Annotated in this window: 14 protein-coding genes; 5 read left to right on the forward strand and 9 right to left on the reverse strand. The window is 55.3% G+C overall.

What is annotated here, in order from left to right:
* Positions 1-43: 43 nt before the first annotated feature.
* Complete coding sequence (locus K3757_RS17005; protein ID WP_259997374.1) at positions 44-844, reverse strand: GNAT family N-acetyltransferase; 801 nt, start codon at positions 842-844, stop codon at positions 44-46.
* A gap of 361 nt (positions 845-1205) precedes the next feature.
* Between K3757_RS17005 and pnp the strand changes: the two genes are divergently transcribed.
* From pnp to K3757_RS17020, 3 genes are all read left to right on the forward strand, one after another.
* On the forward strand, positions 1206-3341 hold the full coding sequence (pnp, locus tag K3757_RS17010; RefSeq protein WP_259997376.1) for a polyribonucleotide nucleotidyltransferase: 2136 nt from the start codon (positions 1206-1208) through the stop codon (positions 3339-3341).
* A 380-nt stretch (positions 3342-3721) separates the two neighbouring features.
* A complete protein-coding gene (locus tag K3757_RS17015; RefSeq protein ID WP_259997378.1) occupies positions 3722-4282 on the forward strand; it encodes a L,D-transpeptidase in 561 nt (186 codons plus the stop codon).
* Positions 4283-4449: 167 nt separating this feature from the next.
* The gene (locus K3757_RS17020; RefSeq protein ID WP_259997380.1) at positions 4450-5490 is read left to right on the forward strand and encodes a Stealth CR1 domain-containing protein; all 1041 of its coding nucleotides are present in this window, start codon (positions 4450-4452) and stop codon (positions 5488-5490) included.
* Here the strand turns inward: K3757_RS17020 and K3757_RS17025 are convergent.
* A complete protein-coding gene (locus K3757_RS17025) occupies positions 5487-6140 on the reverse strand; it encodes a peroxiredoxin (protein ID WP_259997383.1) in 654 nt (217 codons plus the stop codon). The genes K3757_RS17020 and K3757_RS17025 overlap by 4 nt on opposite strands.
* 128 nt (positions 6141-6268) lie before the next feature.
* On the opposite strand from K3757_RS17025, the gene K3757_RS17030 reads away from it, so the two are divergent.
* Complete coding sequence (locus K3757_RS17030) at positions 6269-7696, forward strand: aldehyde dehydrogenase family protein (protein WP_259997385.1); 1428 nt, start codon at positions 6269-6271, stop codon at positions 7694-7696.
* A 67-nt stretch (positions 7697-7763) separates the two neighbouring features.
* Here the strand turns inward: K3757_RS17030 and K3757_RS17035 are convergent, their stop codons facing one another.
* On the reverse strand, positions 7764-8411 hold the full coding sequence (locus K3757_RS17035; protein ID WP_259997387.1) for a pseudouridine synthase: 648 nt from the start codon (positions 8409-8411) through the stop codon (positions 7764-7766).
* Between the two features lie 76 nt (positions 8412-8487).
* Here K3757_RS17035 and K3757_RS17040 point away from each other — a divergent pair, with 76 nt between their 5' ends.
* Positions 8488-8898 (forward strand): nuclear transport factor 2 family protein, encoded by a 411-nt coding sequence (locus tag K3757_RS17040; RefSeq protein WP_259997389.1) that lies wholly within the window; start codon positions 8488-8490, stop codon positions 8896-8898.
* Between the two features lie 66 nt (positions 8899-8964).
* Here K3757_RS17040 and rarD read toward each other — a convergent pair whose 3' ends face one another.
* The 6 genes from rarD to K3757_RS17070 all read right to left on the reverse strand — a co-directional run bounded on the left by rarD (position 8965) and on the right by K3757_RS17070 (position 16749).
* Positions 8965-9882 carry an EamA family transporter RarD gene (rarD, locus tag K3757_RS17045; protein WP_259997449.1) on the reverse strand — a complete coding sequence of 306 codons (918 nt, stop codon included), beginning with the start codon at positions 9880-9882 and terminating at the stop codon, positions 8965-8967.
* A 66-nt stretch (positions 9883-9948) separates the two neighbouring features.
* The gene (locus K3757_RS17050) at positions 9949-12393 is read right to left on the reverse strand and encodes an FAD-dependent oxidoreductase (RefSeq protein WP_259997451.1); all 2445 of its coding nucleotides are present in this window, start codon (positions 12391-12393) and stop codon (positions 9949-9951) included.
* A gap of 12 nt (positions 12394-12405) precedes the next feature.
* Positions 12406-13308 (reverse strand): homocysteine S-methyltransferase family protein, encoded by a 903-nt coding sequence (locus K3757_RS17055; protein WP_259997453.1) that lies wholly within the window; start codon positions 13306-13308, stop codon positions 12406-12408.
* Positions 13305-15752 (reverse strand): FAD-dependent oxidoreductase, encoded by a 2448-nt coding sequence (locus K3757_RS17060; RefSeq protein ID WP_259997455.1) that lies wholly within the window; start codon positions 15750-15752, stop codon positions 13305-13307. The genes K3757_RS17055 and K3757_RS17060 overlap by 4 nt, the downstream gene beginning before the upstream one ends.
* Positions 15749-16129 (reverse strand): GFA family protein, encoded by a 381-nt coding sequence (locus tag K3757_RS17065; RefSeq protein ID WP_259997458.1) that lies wholly within the window; start codon positions 16127-16129, stop codon positions 15749-15751. The genes K3757_RS17060 and K3757_RS17065 overlap by 4 nt, the downstream gene beginning before the upstream one ends.
* Complete coding sequence (locus tag K3757_RS17070; protein WP_259997460.1) at positions 16129-16749, reverse strand: LysE family translocator; 621 nt, start codon at positions 16747-16749, stop codon at positions 16129-16131. The genes K3757_RS17065 and K3757_RS17070 overlap by 1 nt, the downstream gene beginning before the upstream one ends.
* Position 16750: the final 1 nt, after the last annotated feature.

Raw genomic sequence — 16750 nt, forward strand, 5'->3', positions numbered from 1 at the left:
AGGAGCCCATTTTGACCGATGCTGCGCCGTGCTCGAACGACCGCTAGGAGACGTTTGGCAACGACAGGCGCATTTCAGACTGAACGATGAAGCGATGCGCCCCAAGCTTCTGCACAAGAGAACACAAGGCGTTGTCAGCCGAATCGACATTGACCAATGTCAGCGAGCCGACTGTGGCTGCCGCAGCGAGGAGGTCTTCCAAAGCCGAGGGTTCGCTGGCGGCAATCTGATGCACTAGGCCACCTGCGCCGATGATCGCTCCACCTTTTTCATGTAGGAAGGACGTCAGCTGTGAGCCGTAATGGGATTCCGTAGCGTTTTGCCAAGATGGCTCCCACGTCGAATACCTCTGGATGACATTCGCAACGGTATCAAAATCCGACAGTTTGCATGAGGACTGATCAGGAGATGGATGATCAAGCTGATAACAGTCGAGCTTTCTGGTCACATCAAATCCCAGCTTCCGATAGAGACGTTCAGCGTCTATGTTTCCCTTGATGACCTCGAGCCAAAAGCTCTCGATTCCGACATTCTCCGCCGCATGTATCGCCGCCATGCCCAAACGGGACGCCAATCCCCGGCCTCTGTGGCCAATCCGAGTTCCGCTGCCAATCAGATACCGTTTGGTACCCCGCGTTGCGACGTTCCAAAACCCGATGACGTCATCATCTTCGAGAGCGACAAAGGAGGCCTCGGGATCAAAATTTCTCGCGCTCAACGCCGCTTTGAACGTGTCTGCCTCTGGTTGTAACGGAACGATATAGTCGGAAAACGCGTCAAGCATGGCGCAATGCAGAGCACCCAAGTCAGAGCCTGATCCGGCAAACGAAACAATTTGCGTCATTTTGTGCTTTCATGTTTCCAGGATGAGTACAGAGGTAAAGAGCGGTTTTTTGCACGACGCGCAAGCCGTTGAGGTTTTTCCTTATCAAGCGGACATCATCGGGTTCCCCGGTTCTTGCTCGAGTTGGTCCAAGCCAAAATTGGCGCGACCGCAGCGAATGCTCACTTTTCCCGCTTAGCGGACATCGACGTGCCAAACGCGTACCCCAAACACCCCTCCCTTCCCATCGCCCCCAATCTCATGTACAGCCCACTCATCTGAAAGCAGTCGCACAGACCCCGTCGGCAGCCAAAGCAAGATATAGGGGTCAGAGGGAATACGCCCTCTATGCAATGGCCAATGGGCCAACAAGGAAACGATGATGTTTAACGAAGTTAAGAAAAGCATGCAGTGGGGCGAAGAGACGCTCACACTCGAAACAGGGAAAGTTGCGCGTCAGGCCGACGGTTCTGTCATCGCCACATATGGCGAGACATCCGTGATGGCGAACGTCACATTCGCACGGGCACAAAAGCCGGGTCAGGACTTTTTCCCGCTGACCGTACACTACAACGAAAAATACTATGCCGCCGGTAAAATCCCTGGTGGCTTCTTCAAGCGCGAAGCGCGTCCTACCGAAAAAGAGACGCTGACATCCCGCCTGATCGACCGTCCAATCCGCCCTCTGTTTGTCCCCGGCTTCAAAAACGAAGTGCTGGTGATGTGTACGGTTCTGTCCCACGATCTGGTCAACGACCCAGACATGGTTGCGATGATTGCGGCTTCCGCAGCGCTGACTATTTCCGGCGCCCCTTTCATGGGTCCGATTGCAGCTTGCCGCGTTGGCTTCACGGATGGTGAATACATCCTGAACCCAGAAATCGACGACATGCAGGATCTGAAGAACAATCCTGATCAGCGCCTTGATCTGGTGGTTGCCGGCACAAAAGACGCCGTGATGATGGTTGAATCAGAAGCGTACGAGCTGTCGGAAGAAGAAATGCTGGGTGCGGTTAAGTTTGCGCATGATCACATTCAGCCAGTCATCGACCTGATCATCGATCTGGCAGAAACAGCGGCTAAAGAGCCGTTTGATTTCCAGCCTGTCGATTACTCTGATCTGTCTGCTGCTGTTAAAAAAGCAGGCGAGAAAGAAATGCGCGCTGCATTCGCGATCCGTGACAAGCAAGAGCGCACCGCTGCTGTTGCCGCAGCACGCGAAACCGTCAAGGCTGCTCTGACAGAAGAGCAACTGGCAGATGCGAACCTTGGTTCGGCTCTGAAAGGTCTTGAAGCCTCCATCCTGCGCGGTGACGTTGTGAAAACCGGCACGCGTATCGATGGCCGCAAAACAGACGAGATCCGCGATATCGTATCGCAAACTGGCATCCTGCCACGTACCCACGGCTCCGCGCTGTTCACACGTGGCGAGACTCAGGGTCTTGTTGTTACCACTCTGGGTACCGGAGACGACGAGCAGTTCATCGACGCGCTGCACGGCAACTTCAAATCCAACTTCCTGCTGCACTATAACTTCCCTCCCTACTCGGTTGGCGAAGTGGGTCGCGTGGGCCCTCCAGGCCGCCGCGAAATCGGTCACGGTAAACTTGCATGGCGCGCCCTTCAGGCCGTTCTGCCTGCCGCGACAGATTTCCCGTACACGATCCGTGTCGTATCCGAGATCACTGAATCCAACGGTTCGTCCTCAATGGCATCCGTTTGCGGTGGCTCCTTGTCGATGATGGACGCGGGCGTTCCGCTCAAATCCGCCGTTGCGGGTGTTGCGATGGGTCTGATCCTTGAGGAAAATGGCGAATACGCAATCCTGTCGGACATTCTTGGTGACGAAGACCACCTTGGCGATATGGACTTTAAAGTAGCCGGCACAGAAGCAGGTATCACGTCCTTGCAGATGGACATCAAGATCGCAGGCATCACGCCCGAGATCATGGAAAAAGCATTGGCTCAGGCCAAGGCAGGCCGTTTGCACATTCTGGGCGAGATGGGCAAGGCGATCTCCGGCGCGCAGGAATTCTCCGTGCACGCACCACGCATCGAAACGATGCAAGTGCCAACGGATAAAATCCGCGAAGTCATCGGTTCTGGCGGTAAAGTCATCCGTGAAATCGTTGAAGTGTCCGGCGCCAAAGTCGACATCAACGACGAAGGCATCATCAAGATTGCGTCACCAAACGCCGACTCGATCAAGAAAGCCTACGACATGATCTGGTCCATTGTGGCCGAGCCTGAAGAAGGTGCCGTTTATACTGGTACCGTTGTGAAGATCGTCGATTTCGGCGCATTCGTGAACTTCTTCGGCAAGCGCGATGGTCTGGTCCACGTCTCCCAGATCGAAAACCGTCGCCTGAACCACCCTTCAGACGTTCTGAAGGAAGGTCAGGAAGTGAAAGTGAAGCTTCTGGGCTTTGACGATCGCGGCAAGGTTCGTTTGTCCATGAAAGTGGTCGATCAGGAAACTGGCGAAGAGATCAAAGAAGAGAAGGCTCCCGAAGCGTAACGCTTAGAGCTTTGTTATTTCGAAGGCCCCGGTGGAAACGCCGGGGCCTTTGTGTTTCCGGGGTCATGTTGACCACGTAAAAGCAGCATCGAGAATGCAATAATTGATTGGCATGGATAACCCGCAGGCAACATGACCGCTCTTTTCCATTGACCTCACACACCCAGAAAATGAACGGTCGAGACTTAAACGCACGAAGTCCGCGCATCTCATCGGGGATTTAACAACTTTCGCTGTATTTCAGGCGCTTGCAAAATGTCTGATGTGCTACAGGTCAATTCGCTCTTGGCTGATCAGGGAAACCGGACTCTGATTTATGCAACTTTTACGCTAGCTTAGCGTTGGTTTGTAGAATCAGTTAATTTTCCGGAGACACTGCCATGTCGCTTTTCGATCGCCGAACGCTTCTTTTTACCGGCGCAGCCGCGTTAATCACGCCACCCGCTTTTGCGGCAGCGGGCCCCTATCAGGTGCCTGACCATCTCCAGCCCCGCATCGTAGACATTAAAGACGAATTCAAACCCCATGAGATCCACGTAGATCCGGGTAATTTTGCGCTTTACTGGACTTTGCCCGACGGGAAAGGGATCCGCTACGCAGTCGGGATCGGGACCGCTGACCGCTACAAATCCGGTACGTTTCATATCCGTCGCAAAGCAGAATGGCCCAGCTGGACCCCTACCGCAGCGATGATTCGTCGTGAGCCGCACATCTATGCACAGCACGCTGGTGGTATGAAAGGCGGCGGGATGAACCCGCTCGGCGCGCGCGCGCTCTATTTATATAGTGGGAGCCGCGACACATATCTGCGCATCCACGGCACGCCGAAGCCGCAAAGCGTGGCAGCCCGTGTCTCTAACGGCTGCGTACGGATGATCAACGAGCATGTGATCGACCTGTACAACCGTGTGCCAATCGGAACCCGCGTGGTATTGCACTGACGGGCGGAAGCACCAAACTCACTATAGTATTCCCATGCAATTCTGGTTCAGTTCATAACTGGCTCAGATAGGATGTTTGCAATAATCTGAACGCCTATTGCATTACCTGGTTATTATGATCAAAAAATCATTCAGCTGAATTTTAATGTTCAGACGGAACGCCGCACATGTCGCACTCTGAAACAGTCAAAGATGCCGTTGATGTCGTGCTCACTTGGGTAGACGGCAGCGACCCCGCGCACCGTGCAAAAATGCAAAAATACCGCAGCGGGTCCGCGCACACGGAAGCGACAAGCACCACGCGATTCGATTCGTCTGGCGAGATTTATTTTGCGGTCGCTTCGGTCCTTAAGAACTTGCCGTTCGTTCGGACTATCTGGATTGTCACGGACGCGCAGGTACCGTCGCAACTTCAAAACTTTGCAGCGGCCGGTCTTTGCTCAGCGGATAAGATCAAGGTCGTTGACCATAAGGTAATCTTGGGTGACTGCGCGGATGCACTGCCGACATTCAACTCCCTTACAATCGAGGCTGCGCTATGGCGTATCCCGGGTCTGTCCAATCGCTACATCTATATGAATGACGATTTCATGGTCCTGCAACCGCTCACGGAAGATTACTTTTTTGACGGGAACACGCCGGTGATCCGCGGAGAGCGCTTCAAACCCGATCACAAGCGGTTTCGAATAAAGTTACGGCGATTTTTACGCGGTATTACCGGCCGCACGCCAAACGCGCGGCCATCCTATCGCATTTCACAAGAACGCGGAGCGATTGAAACTGGAGAAACCGGAGACTTCATTCACGTCGGACACTGGCCGCACCCTCAGTTGCGTGACGCCCAAGCCGAGTTTCACGAAAGCCATCCCGAAGTGCTTGCCCGCCAGGTCAGGCACCGCTTTCGCTCGGTAGAGCAGTACAACCCTGTTTCCCTCACCAATCATCTGGTGGCGCACGGAGAGCTAGGACCAGCCCCGAAGACCGCCTATATAAAACCAAGCAGCCTCGCGCGTACGAAAAAAGCTACTGAAGGTTTCTTTGAAGTGTCCTGTGTTTTCGGATGCATTCAGAGCCTCGACGAAATCGACCCCGATATTCGGGCCGAACTCCTCACTGGACTTAAGCACCTTATGGGAAAGTATCTGCCCGTCGAAATTCCTGTCGGCCCTCGCGAAAACCGCGAGGACCACACAAGGTCAGATACTTAATCGGACAATTTGGTCGTGCGCAGGTATGGCAGCACTGTTTTGAACTCACCATATTTCGCTTTTGCATCTGCGTCAGAAACGCTTGTCGGGATGATCACATCATCGCCCACGTTCCAGTTGGCAGGCGTTGCGACGCCTTGACCCGCAGATGTCTGGAGCCCGTCTAGTGCGCGCAGAACTTCGGCAAAATTGCGGCCCACAGTCATCGGGTAGGTCATCGACAGCTTGAGTTTCTTGTCCGGGCCAATGATGAACACAGACCGCACTGTTGCACTGTCAGCAGGGGTGCGACCGTCAGGCAAATATGCTTCGGCAGGCAGCATATCAAACGCCTTGGAAAGCGACAGATCTGTATCGGCCACAATCGGGAAGCCCGCTTTTGCGCCGCCGACTTTCTCAATATCTGTTTTCCATTTCTTATGGTCTTCAACACCATCTACCGAAATGCCCAGGACTTTTGTATCGCGCTTTGCCCATTCATCAGCCAGCTGTGCCACGGCACCAAATTCGGTCGTACAAACGGGGGTGAAGTCCTTCGGATGAGAGAACAGGATTGCCCAGTGGTCACCGACAAACTCATGCAGTGTTACAGTACCTTGATCGGTCTCAACCGTCAGATCGGGGATCGTATCATTAATGCGCAAACTCATTTCAGTTCTCTCCTTTAAATTTCAATACGTCATTACTTAATCATTCATACAGTGACTTCCATAGCCATCTTGCAGGCAGGCACCTGCAGTGACACAGTGACGCAAATCATAAATCAGGAGCATAACCAATGCTGGAGAAACGCAACTTTTATATCAATGGCGCATGGGTAGCACCCGCCGCAGCAAACGACTTTGCCGTAATTGATCCATCCACTGAAGAGCAGTGTGCGGTGATCTCTCTTGGGGGCGAAGCCGATACAAACGCGGCTGTTTCCGCTGCTCGCGCCGCTTTCGACAGCTGGTCGCAGACATCCAAGGAAGAGCGTACCGCGCTGATCCGCAAGCTGGCCGAAATCTATGACGCGCGTCAGGAAGAAATGGCACAAGCCATGTCCATGGAAATGGGCGCACCGATTCTCCTCAGCCGTCAACAGCAGGTCGGTGCAGGCAGCTGGCACATCGACGGCTTCCTGAAAGCCTTTGAAGATTTCTCGTTCGAGCGTGATTTCACCTCGTCCGAAAAAACCCTGCTGGAGCCTATCGGCGTTTGCGCGCTGATCACGCCATGGAACTGGCCAATGAACCAGATCATTCTCAAGGTGATTCCAGCGCTTGCCACCGGCTGTACTGTGGTTTTGAAACCGTCCGAAATCGCGCCGCTGTCCGGCCTGCTGTTTGCAGAATTCGTCGACGAAGCAGGCTTCCCTGCCGGCGTGTTCAACCTGGTCAACGGCGACGGCCCCGGCGTAGGCAGCCAGCTTTCTGCGCATCCTGATGTCGACATGGTCAGCTTTACAGGCTCCACCCGCGCGGGCATCGCGATCTCGAAAGCTGCGGCAGATACGCTCAAGCGCGTCAGCCTCGAGCTGGGCGGCAAAGGTGCCAACATCATCTTTGAAGACGCCGACCCCAAAGCGGCCAAGCAAGGCGCGATCCGCTGCTTCCGCAATTCAGGCCAATCGTGCAATGCCCCGACGCGGATGCTGGTACACAAGTCCCGCTATGACGAAGCCGTGGCAAGCGCGTCCGAAGTAGCGACGAACACCCACGTAGGTCCGGCATCAGAGGAAGGCAAACACATCGGCCCTGTCGTCTCTGAGGCGCAATACAACAAGATTCAGGGCCTGATCGAAAAAGGCATGAGCGAAGCACGCCTGACCGCCGGTGGCCTTGGCCGCCCTGACGGTTTGAACCGCGGTTACTATGTTAAGCCAACAGTCTTTGCAGATGTCACCAACGATATGACCATCGCGCGCGAAGAGGTTTTCGGCCCGGTCCTGTCGATCATCCCGTTCGAGACAGAAGAAGAAGCGATCGCAATCGCTAACGATACGCCATATGGCCTTACAAACTACATCCAGTCCAGCGATGTAGAAACACGCCGCCGTGTAGCGCGCCGTTTGCGTTCAGGCATGGTAGAGACCAACGGCCAGGGCTTTGCCCAAGGCTCACCATTCGGGGGCTACAAACAGTCCGGCAACGGCCGCGAAGGCGGTGTTTTCGGACTAGAAGAGTTCCTTGAGGTAAAAGCTGTGTCAGGTTGGGCTGCTGAATAAGCGCTCAGCTGATTTTCGGGAAAGGGCTGCCTATGGGCGGCCCTTTTTCTATTCTGTCGACGACGATCTAGAACGGCGCCTTGCTGCGGACCTTGCTCGACTGGCCACCATCGGGGTGCTTGAAACGCAATTCTTCTGAATGCAGCATTAGACGCGGGAAATCACGCGCAGGGCCTTCGGAATAGAATGGATCGCCAAGGATCGGGTGCCCGAGGCTCAGCATATGCACACGTAACTGATGGCTGCGGCCAGTATGCGGCGTAAGACGGACGCGTGCTGTGGTGCCTTCATCCTTGATCACCCGCCAATCGGTTTGCGCTGATTTACCAGTCTCATGGCAGACCATCTGACGCGGCCTATTGGGCCAGTCAACGATAAGCGGCAGATCAACGGTGCCGGTCTTTTCTGTCGGCACGCCCCAAACTCGGGCGACATAGGTTTTCTTCGTCATCCTCTTTTCGAACTGTAGCCCCAGATGCCGCTGCGCATGAGGCGTGAGGGCAAAGATCATCACGCCGGATGTGTCCCTGTCTAGCCTATGCACCAACAGCGCGTCGGGAAAAGCGGCCTGCACCCGTGCAAGCAGACAATCAGCAAGATGCGGCCCCTTGCCTGGAACAGAAAGCAGACCCGCAGGCTTATCAACCAATAGAACCTCATGATCGAGGTGCAGCACGTCCAGCGGATCAGTCGGGGGAGAATACGTTGCGTCCATGACTGCCTCAGTCCCATGTGCGCGATTGGTTTTCAACCCGTGCCGTGCCAACCTTCATTAAAACGGGAGGAAGAAAATGCATCCGACAATTCAGAAATTTCACGACGCCGTGCTCGCAAAAGACCATGATATCGTGCCGACCTTGATGGCTGAGGACGTAAAGTTCCAGCCACCAACTTATTGGGCGACATGGAATGGCCGCGATGCTGTAGCCGCTGTGCTGGGCCATGTGAACGAGGTTTTCACCGACTTCGAATATCGCCGTGTCATGGGGTCTGACAATGATTGGGCACTGGAATTTCAGTGCAAAGTCGACGGGTTTGACTGTGTTGGCGTCGATCTGATCACCTTGAATGCAGATGGTTTGATGCAGACCTTTGAGGTTGTGATGCGCCCATACAAAACCATTGGCGCGCTGCGCGCCGCAATGAATGAGCGGGTGTCAAAAGACCCAACATTCCTCAAACATAAGTCAGCATTGACCTGATATCGATGCAAAATCTGCACCTGCCGTTGCCTTATGCAACCACGGGAGGTGCAGGCTGCGTGTCTGTCAAACGCGCTTGGCCCGCATCTGACGCACCATAGAAATCGTGTAGATAATAAGCGCAAGCCAGATCAGAGGCAGCGCAATTGCCCGCGCGCGACCGAACGGTTCTCCAAAGATGAACACCGCATTCAGAAGTATCATCGTAGGGGCTATGTATTGCAGGACACCGATGGTCGAAAGCCGCAACAGCTTAGCCCCATTGGCGTAAAAAAGCAGCGGCACAGCAGTGGCAACACCGCATCCCAAAAGCAACCAAGTGTCATTGCTGTTACCGTTCAGGAAATGTGTGCTGCCTGTTGCCTGTGCATAAATTACATACCCCAATGCCGGCGGTGAAAGGATCAGAACCTCCATCAGAAAGCCCTGATTAGGACCTATCGGCAGACTCTTTTTGGCCAGCGCATAGAACCCCCACGTCAGCATCATGCCAAATGCCAGCCACGGCATACGCTCTGCATCGAACACCAGCACCAGCACTGCCACACCGGCAATCGCCACAGCAACCAATTGCGCGCGGTCCAGCTTTTCACCAAGCAGCACAGCGGCCAGAAATACGCTGAATAACGGATTAATATAATAACCAATAGCGGCATCCAGCGCGCGGTCTGTAACCACCGCATAGACGTAGAACCCCCAATTAAGTGTGATCAATGCAGCTGTTACACAGCCCATCGCCAACATGCGCGGATTGCGGAACGCTTCGCGCAATGTGGCTGTACGGCCCAGCACAATCAGCACAAGTGAGGCAATCGGTACGGACCAGATGATCCGGTGTGCGATAACTTCGGCGACCGGCACATGGCTCAGCAGCTTCATATAAAGCGGCAAGAACCCCCAAAGGACATATGCGCCGCCAGCAAACAAAAGCCCCTGCGGCGTGTCCTGGTTCTGGGATTTTGGGGCGGTGTCAGCATTGCGCATATCGGTCTCCTACGCCCGCAGGCGTAGGACATGCTGCTACAGATCAAAAGAGCTAGATTGTACCCATTACACCTTAACGCGTTCGGACGCGGGATCGTACATCGGCTTAAGCGAGGCCTGCGCCCGCACCTTCGTTCCCATCACATCGATCTCGTAAGAAGATGCCAGTACATCCGTTGCGGTTTCGCCCTTGCAGGGGACATACCCCATACCGATCGCACCACCCAAACTATGCCCATATGCACCAGAGCTGAGGTAGCCCACGATTTCACCATCCCGCAAGACAGGTTCATTGTGGTACAGCAGCGGTTCTGGGTCGGTCAGTTTGAACTGCAAAAGCCGTTTGCTTAGACCGCTCTCTTTTTTCTTCAGCACAGCATCGCGCCCGACAAAGTCAGGTTTGGCAGTTTTGACAGCAAAGCCAAGGCCAGCTTCCAGCACGTGATCTTCAGATGTGATGTCATGTCCGAAATGGCGGAAGCCCTTTTCGATCCGGCAGGTGTCCATCATATGCATACCACACATCTTGAGGTCAAAATCCTCCCCCGCCTGCGCGAGCGTCTCGAATACATGAGCGGACTGATCGGCACTGACGTAAATTTCCCAACCAAGTTCGCCCACATAGGTCACGCGGTGCACACGGGCGAGCCCCATACCTATTTCGATCTCTTGCGCGGTGCCGAAAGGGTTCGTCGCATTGCTGAAATCATTCGGAGAGACTGCTTGCAGCAGATCACGCGCGCGGGGGCCCATCACGGCCAGAACGCCTTCGCCGGCGGTGACATCGGTGATCACCACGTTGAAGTCCCCCACATGGCGGCGCATCCATGTCTCGTCCGCCAACCTTGTCGCAGCAGGGGTGACAACCAGATAAGCCGTCTCTGACAGGCGGGTGACAGTTACATCGGCTTCGATTCCCCCATAACGATTAAGAAACTGCGTATAGACGATTTTACCCACAGGCACGGCGTAGTCACCGCCACCAATGTAATTCAGGAAAGCGGTCGCATCGCGCCCCTCGACCCGGATTTTACCAAAAGACGACATGTCATACATGCCGACATTCTCGCGCACGGCCCGATGTTCCTCTGCCACATTTTCAAAGAAGTTCTGGCGCTGCCAGCTGTAACGATACTCGCGTTCCTGACCTTCGCGCGCGTACCAATTGGCCCGCTCCCATCCAGCAAGCTCTCCCATTACCGCGCCGCGTTCCAGCAGATGCGCATGGAACGGCGTACGGCGCACGCCCCGCGCGGTTGCTTTCTGACGGTAAGGGAAGTGGTCCGCATAAAGCAGGCCAAGCGTTTCTTTGGAACGCTCGAACAGGTAGGTCTTGTTGCCTTGAAACGGCTGCATCCGGGAAATGTCGACATCGCCCAAATCAAATGGCTTATCACCTGAATCCATCCATTGGCTCAACGCCATGCCTGCACCACCGGCAGATTGAATCCCGATCGAGTTAAAGCCCGCAGCCACCCAGACATTATCCATCTCGGGCGCAAGACCAAGGTGGTAGGCGTCGTCGGGGGTGAAGCTTTCGGGACCGTTAAAGAACGTGTGAATACCGGCTTCAGCCAGCATGGGCATCCTGTTGACTGCAGCTTCAAGGATTGGCTCAAAGTGGTCGAAATCTTCTGGCAGCTGATCAAATTCAAAGTCTTCGGGAATGCCTTTCATCGCCCACGGCTTTGCGTTCGGTTCAAAGGCGCCGAGAAGAATCTTACCTGCATCTTCCTTATAGTAGGCACATTCATCCGGCACCCGCAGGACCGGCATCTGAGAAAGCCCCTCAATCGGCTCAGACACGATGTAGAAATGCTCGCACGCATGCAGCGGCACGTTCACACCGGCCATTTTGCCAACGGCGTGGCCCCACATACCAGCGCAGTTGACGACCATATCGGCCGTGATATGGCCTGTCTCATCTCCTTGCTGCCAATCCACACCAGTAACGCGGCGGCCTTCCCGTTTGATCCCTGTAACAGCCGTGCGTTCCAGAACCAAACCGCCGCGTTGGCGTGCGCCTTTTGCCAGCGCTAGTGCGATATTGGCTGGATCGCCCTGGCCGTCCTTGTCCAGATAGACACCGCCTGTAACGCCCTCGATATTCAGATGCGCATAGCGTTCCTTTACCTCTGCCGACGATATCTCTTCAACATCAACGCCAAATGCACGGGCCATTGCGGCCTGTCGGAATATTTCTTCGCGCCGCTCGTCTGTCAGGGCCACCGTGATCGATCCGCAGCGCTTAAAGCCGGTTGCAACGCCCGTCTCTTCTTCCAGATTGCCATAAAGCTCTTGGCTGTATTTCGCGAGCTTGGTCATGTTTGCTGTTGCCCGCAATTGAGCAATCAGCCCTGCTGCATGCCACGTGGTACCAGAGGTAAGCTGCTTGCGTTCCAGCAACACCACGTCTTTCCAACCCAATTTGGTCAGGTGGTAGGCGACAGAGCAGCCAATGACGCCACCCCCGATGATAACGACACGCGCGTGAGAGGGAACAGCGGCCATGGGCAAACCTTTCTAGACGATTGTATGGCCTGCATCGCGCAGGCGGTGGGCGATTTCGGCGATATGTTCGGGACCGACTTCACAACAGCCACCGACGATAGTGGCCCCTGCACCAACCCATTCCATTACCTGATCGGCATACCTCTGGGGTGTCAGATCCGAACGCGCGCTTAGCGCATCAACCGTAGCAGCGTCCTTTTTGAAGTCATCCGTGATCATGGTGAAGCCATTCGCATAGGCTCCGAAAGGGACGCCGCAATCCGTGAGGATCGGCAAACCCTGTGTGATCGCTTCGGGCATTGAACAATTAAGCAGCACAGCTTCGGGCTTGTAGTGGGCCATCATCTGGCTCACGATCATCAGCGGCTCACCTGAACGAAGCTTGGTCCCGTCTTCGTCATCGACGGAAAACGAAATCCATAGCGGCTTATTGCTCCCAGAGGCCTCATAACCTTGGAAAATACCCTCAGACTCTTGAAGGGAGCTGACTGTTTCCGCCAGAATGATGTCCACCCCGTCACCCATCATCTTAATCTTTTCGGCAAAACGTTCCTTGGCTATTCCGACATCAGGCATCAAATCGGGGCGAAAGCTGGCCAGCATGGGTCCCAACGCACCTGCAACGCGGCCGCTACCATGCGCATCGCGGGCAGCAACCGCCTGATCCACGGCGGTCCTGATCAATGCTGCCTGTTGTGCGGCAAGACCGACCCGCTCTAGCCGGTTGCGGTGAACGGGATAGGTATTGGTCGTGGCAACGCTTGCACCGGCTGCGAAGTAGTCATTGTGCACTTGCTCCACCAGCTCGGGCTGCTCTATCATTACACTGGTTGACCAAAGCGGTGTCGCAGGGCCACTGCCACGCTTAACCAATTCCTGACCGATAGAGCCATCCAGAAGGGTGATGTTTGTCATGCTTTGAGTCTTTCATTCTCAGGATCCCACAGGGGTTGATCCGGTTGTACAGTTGCCCTGCACATACGCCCGAAAATGTTGATCTCCAACTCTGTTCCTGCCACCGCTAGGTCAGCGCGAATTGTGCCCAGCGCGACCGATTTGCCAATCCGGTACCCCCAGTCGCCAGATGTGGTTTCACCGACGACGTCCTCACCATGATAAACCGTGGACATATAGGGTGCGTCCTGATCGCCTGCTTCAACAAGCATCGTCACAAAGCGCTTTTTCATACCCTGCTGTTTCTGCGCAGCAAGAGCGGCTTTACCGGGGAAGTCTTGCGGCTTGTCGAGCTTGAGCCAACGCTCTAGCCCGGCTTCCAGCAAGGTGTAATCGGTAGAGAGATCACCTTTCCAAGCTCGATAGCCCTTCTCGATCCGCATCGAATTCAGGGCGTACATCCCGAAGGGCTTGGCACCCGCGGACAATACGGCAGCGTATAGATTTGGGATATCGGCGTTTGCCGCGTGAATTTCCCACCCCAACTCACCCGCAAATGACACCCGTGCAAGGGCGCAGCTTATATTACCAATCTTTGCCGGTTGGATAGAAAGCCATGAGGCGCTTAGATCAGCTTCGGTTTCAATCTGTTCAAACAGCAACCGTGATTTAGGTCCGCTAACAATTAAGGTGGAATATGCGTCTGTATGATCGGTCAGGTTCAGGCCTTCGGGCAACCCCGTGTTTAACACGTCAAAATCATGCCACTGGGCCGTGGCGGCAGTAATCAGGGTAAAGCTGTCCTCACCATGGCGCATGATTGACATCTCAGTCAGGATGCGGCCGCGATTGTCGGGAAAGTAGGCAAGGTTCATGCGCCCGATTTTCGGCAGACCACCGGCGATCATGCCGCGCAAATACTCTGCGGCACCTTCGCCAGCCAAGTTGAACCGCGAGAACCCCGGCAGGTCCAGCACCCCAACCCCGTCGCGGACGGCTTCGACCTCTTCGCGGACACGTAGCGACCATGGGCCTTCACGGTCCCACGTTTGCGTCGATTCTTCCGAGGTATCGTCGCCCGGCTTGGCAAACCAGTTGGCTCGCTCCCATCCGTTGTAGGCGCCCATCTGACCGCCAAGCTCCTGCACCTTTGTGTGGACCGGCGACAGTTTCTTGTTGCGTCCTGCGGGCCACGCATGATGCGGAAAGTGCATGGCGTATTCGTGGCCATAGGTCTCCAGCGCTTTGGACAGGCAATAATCATGATCGGCAAAACCTGTATAGCGGCGCGGATCGACGGCCCACATGTCCAGCTCCGTCTGACCGTGCATGATCCATTCGCTCAGCACCTTACCCGCACCGCCGCCCTGCGCGATCCCGAAGGTAAAGCTATGGCCTTCAAACGCGTTTTTAACGCCCGGCATAGGACCAACCATGGGCAACCCGTCGGGGGCGTATGGAATTGGGCCGTTGATATTGCGACCCACACCTGCGGTGCCAAGGATCGGCACACGCGCCATGGCATCTTCGATATAGAACTCCAGCCGTTCCAGATCATCGGGATATAGTTGGAAAGAGAAATCCTCGGGCATCGGGTCTTCCGGCGTGACCCAATGCGCCTTGCAGTTCCGCTCGTACGGGCCAAGGTTCAGACCGTTCTTATCCTGCCGCAGATAGTAAGAGATATCCACGTCGCGCACCAACGGCATCTTGTGGCCGACTTCTTTGGTCCATGCCTCCAGCTCTGCTATCGGTTCAGTCAAAAAGTATTGGTGGGACATGACGACCATTGGAACTGTGCGTCCGCCAAAGGGCTTGAACATCTCCCCCACACGTTGGGCGTAATAGCCCGCGCAGTTGACAACGTATTGCGCGCGTATCTCACCCTTATCAGTCTTGATGATCCATTCGTCACCATCACGGTCGATGCCTGTAACTGGGCAGAACCGCTCAATCCGCCCGCCCGCATCGCGGGCGCCTTTCGCCATCGCCTGAGTCAGCTGTGCGGGATCAATATCGCCGTCCAGTGGATCCCACATGCCGCCCTGAAGGTCGTGAACCTCCATAAACGGGTTGTATTCTTTCAGTTCGGCGGGGGTAAGCATCCCCATATCCAAGCCCTGATAGGCCCCCATGGATGCGACGCGTTCGAATTCCATCATCCGCTCTTTACTATGCGCGAGCCGCAATGATCCGGTGACATGGTAGTTCATAGGATAGTCGACGTCCTGACCCAGCGTGCGGTACATCTCAAGGCCGTAGCGCTGCATGTTCATCACTGCCCAGCTGGATGAAAAGTTGGGGCAGTTTCCCGCCGCGTGCCAAGTGGAGCCGGCAGTCAGCTCGTTCTTTTCCAGCAACAAACAGTCTTTCCAGCCTGCTTTGGCCAGATGGTAAAGCGTGGACGTGCCAACGACGCCGCCACCAATAATGACCACGCGCGCAGTATTTGGGAAATCGCTCATGTTTCTTGCTCCTCTTGGCGGACATCGTCCAAAATTTCGTAATAGTCGCCTTTGTCTTCGGTAAATATGTGCCGGTTGAGACGCAGTCCCGTGGGGCCATCAAGCGCCCCCAGCGCGATGCCGGTATCCGGGTCTTCTGCCCCTTTCCAGAACAGGAAACACCCGCATGTGGGACAAAATCCGCGCTTCGCTTTGGCGCTAGAGGCATACCATGTGGGTGCGCCCGTAATGTCCAATGCGTCATCCATGACTTGCACTGATGCCCAGTGGTGACCCGATTGTTTGCGACACTGTGTGCAGTGGCAGGCTGCGGGATCGCGCGCGGGGCGTTCGGCTGTGAATTTGATAGCACCACACTGGCAGGATCCTTTGAGCATCATCCCCTCCCGGGTGTCGCGGCGCTGCCCAGCAGCAAGCCGTAGATGATAAAACAGGCCGCCATTACGCGGCGCACCCAGATATTAAACACAGCACCAAGCGCGGCGCGGCCCAACCCTGCCCCAAGGGCCGTAAACCCTGTGTAGCTGAGTGTCGTGAGAACCAATGCTGTAGGCATGATGACCAGCATCTGCCCCCAGATCGGAACATCCGGCTGCACGAACTGCGAAAACGCAGCGAGATAGCCAGCCACACTTTTGGGATTGATGGTCGCGATTGCCAGCGCCCGCAGATAAATCGACCCTGCAGGGCGCGCTTCCATCCTGACCGGTTTGTTCGCTTGAACCCAACCTCTGACACCAAGATAGATCAGCACACCAGCGCCAAGCAGCTTTGCGGCCGTGAACGCTGTGGGGGAGGCTGCAATGAGCGCGGTAACACCCAATGCCGAAAGCAAGAGAAACAGCGTCGCCTGCGTCAGGATTGCGGCGACACCGACCATTGCCCTTCGCATGCCCAGCACCATGCCATTGTTGATGCAATTAGATGCGTTAGGCCCTGGCGTGGTAACGAATACGACCCAGAACAGGGCAAAGATTGTCCATGCTTCAAAGCTCATC

Source organism: Sulfitobacter sp. S223, assembly GCF_025143825.1.
GTDB lineage: Bacteria > Pseudomonadota > Alphaproteobacteria > Rhodobacterales > Rhodobacteraceae > Sulfitobacter.

Excerpts from the sequence above, each read along its gene's own strand:
- K3757_RS17040 (WP_259997389.1), top strand. The coding sequence starts at position 8,488 with ATGCATCCGACAATTCAGAAATTTCACGACGCCGTGCTCGCAAAAGAC.
- K3757_RS17055 (WP_259997453.1), bottom strand. The coding sequence starts at position 13,308 with ATGACAAACATCACCCTTCTGGATGGCTCTATCGGTCAGGAATTGGTT.
- K3757_RS17015 (WP_259997378.1), top strand. The coding sequence starts at position 3,722 with ATGTCGCTTTTCGATCGCCGAACGCTTCTTTTTACCGGCGCAGCCGCG.
- K3757_RS17030 (WP_259997385.1), top strand. The coding sequence starts at position 6,269 with ATGCTGGAGAAACGCAACTTTTATATCAATGGCGCATGGGTAGCACCC.
- K3757_RS17065 (WP_259997458.1), bottom strand. The coding sequence starts at position 16,129 with ATGCTCAAAGGATCCTGCCAGTGTGGTGCTATCAAATTCACAGCCGAA.
- K3757_RS17005 (WP_259997374.1), bottom strand. The coding sequence starts at position 844 with ATGACGCAAATTGTTTCGTTTGCCGGATCAGGCTCTGACTTGGGTGCT.
- K3757_RS17035 (WP_259997387.1), bottom strand. The coding sequence starts at position 8,411 with ATGGACGCAACGTATTCTCCCCCGACTGATCCGCTGGACGTGCTGCAC.
- rarD (WP_259997449.1), bottom strand. The coding sequence starts at position 9,882 with ATGCGCAATGCTGACACCGCCCCAAAATCCCAGAACCAGGACACGCCG.
- K3757_RS17020 (WP_259997380.1), top strand. The coding sequence starts at position 4,450 with ATGTCGCACTCTGAAACAGTCAAAGATGCCGTTGATGTCGTGCTCACT.
- K3757_RS17060 (WP_259997455.1), bottom strand. The coding sequence starts at position 15,752 with ATGAGCGATTTCCCAAATACTGCGCGCGTGGTCATTATTGGTGGCGGC.
- pnp (WP_259997376.1), top strand. The coding sequence starts at position 1,206 with ATGTTTAACGAAGTTAAGAAAAGCATGCAGTGGGGCGAAGAGACGCTC.
- K3757_RS17025 (WP_259997383.1), bottom strand. The coding sequence starts at position 6,140 with ATGAGTTTGCGCATTAATGATACGATCCCCGATCTGACGGTTGAGACC.
- K3757_RS17070 (WP_259997460.1), bottom strand. The coding sequence starts at position 16,749 with ATGAGCTTTGAAGCATGGACAATCTTTGCCCTGTTCTGGGTCGTATTC.
- K3757_RS17050 (WP_259997451.1), bottom strand. The coding sequence starts at position 12,393 with ATGGCCGCTGTTCCCTCTCACGCGCGTGTCGTTATCATCGGGGGTGGC.